We start from the raw sequence: 813 nt of genomic DNA, 5'->3' as shown, positions 1-813 counted from the left end.
GCTTTTACTAGATGTTATTCTCCCCAAGTGCACAGGGGTTGAGCTTGCGAGATTAGTACGCCAGCACACTCAATGGCGCAACATCCCTATTATTTTCCTTTCCGCAGAGGAAGACCCGAACGTACACCTAAACTCTCAAGAGTTAAGCACCACTCCATTTCTCACCAAACCAACTGATCAATCTAAGTTAGTAAATGCTATAAAACAGCAATTATCTGACAAGCAATCTCACGCAAAATAAGCAAAACTAGCCCGTAAATTTGCTAAATTCGCTGCTATCTTGCAGGAATAGTTTGCGAAGTTGCACAGCGAGCACTAGAATTGGCGCATCATTAGCTTTGCTTAAAAAAGAGTGCTCTTCATGCCAACAATTCTTATTCTAAATGGCCCAAATTTAAATCTCCTAGGGAAGCGAGAACCTGAAATATATGGTTCAGAAACACTAGAAGATATTGTTTCCAGAACAAACGCTATTGCAGAACAACATCAAGCAACGATTGAGCACTTCCAAAGCAATGCAGAACACGAGCTAATTGATCGCATTCATGCAGTCAGAAATTCAGACGTAATTGCCATTGTGATCAATCCTGGTGCCTTTACACATACAAGCGTTGCTCTACGTGATGCTCTGTTAGCAAGCGACTTACCGTTTTATGAAGTACATATCTCAAACGTTCATGCACGTGAGAGTTTTCGGCACCATTCCTACTTTTCAGATAAAGCGATTGCCGTTATTTGCGGCTTAGGTACGCACGGTTACGATGCGGCAGTAGAAGCCGCTATTCGCGCATCGCAATAGCAAAGAATTCAAGA

Annotated in this window: 2 protein-coding genes; both read left to right on the top strand. The window is 42.3% G+C overall.

Annotated elements, in window-relative coordinates; all coding sequences use genetic code 11:
* The coding region (locus tag A3762_RS26200; RefSeq protein ID WP_156493725.1) for a response regulator at positions 1-241 on the top strand (241 nt) is incomplete at its 5' end.
* A gap of 120 nt (positions 242-361) precedes the next feature.
* A complete protein-coding gene (aroQ, locus tag A3762_RS24400) occupies positions 362-799 on the top strand; it encodes a type II 3-dehydroquinate dehydratase (RefSeq protein ID WP_068475024.1) in 438 nt (145 codons plus the stop codon).
* The last annotated feature ends 14 nt before the right edge of the window (positions 800-813 follow it).

Source organism: Oleiphilus sp. HI0125 (genome assembly GCF_001635355.1).
The sequence above is the reverse complement of the archived record's forward strand: the minus strand, read 5'-3'. Positions and strand labels throughout refer to the sequence as shown.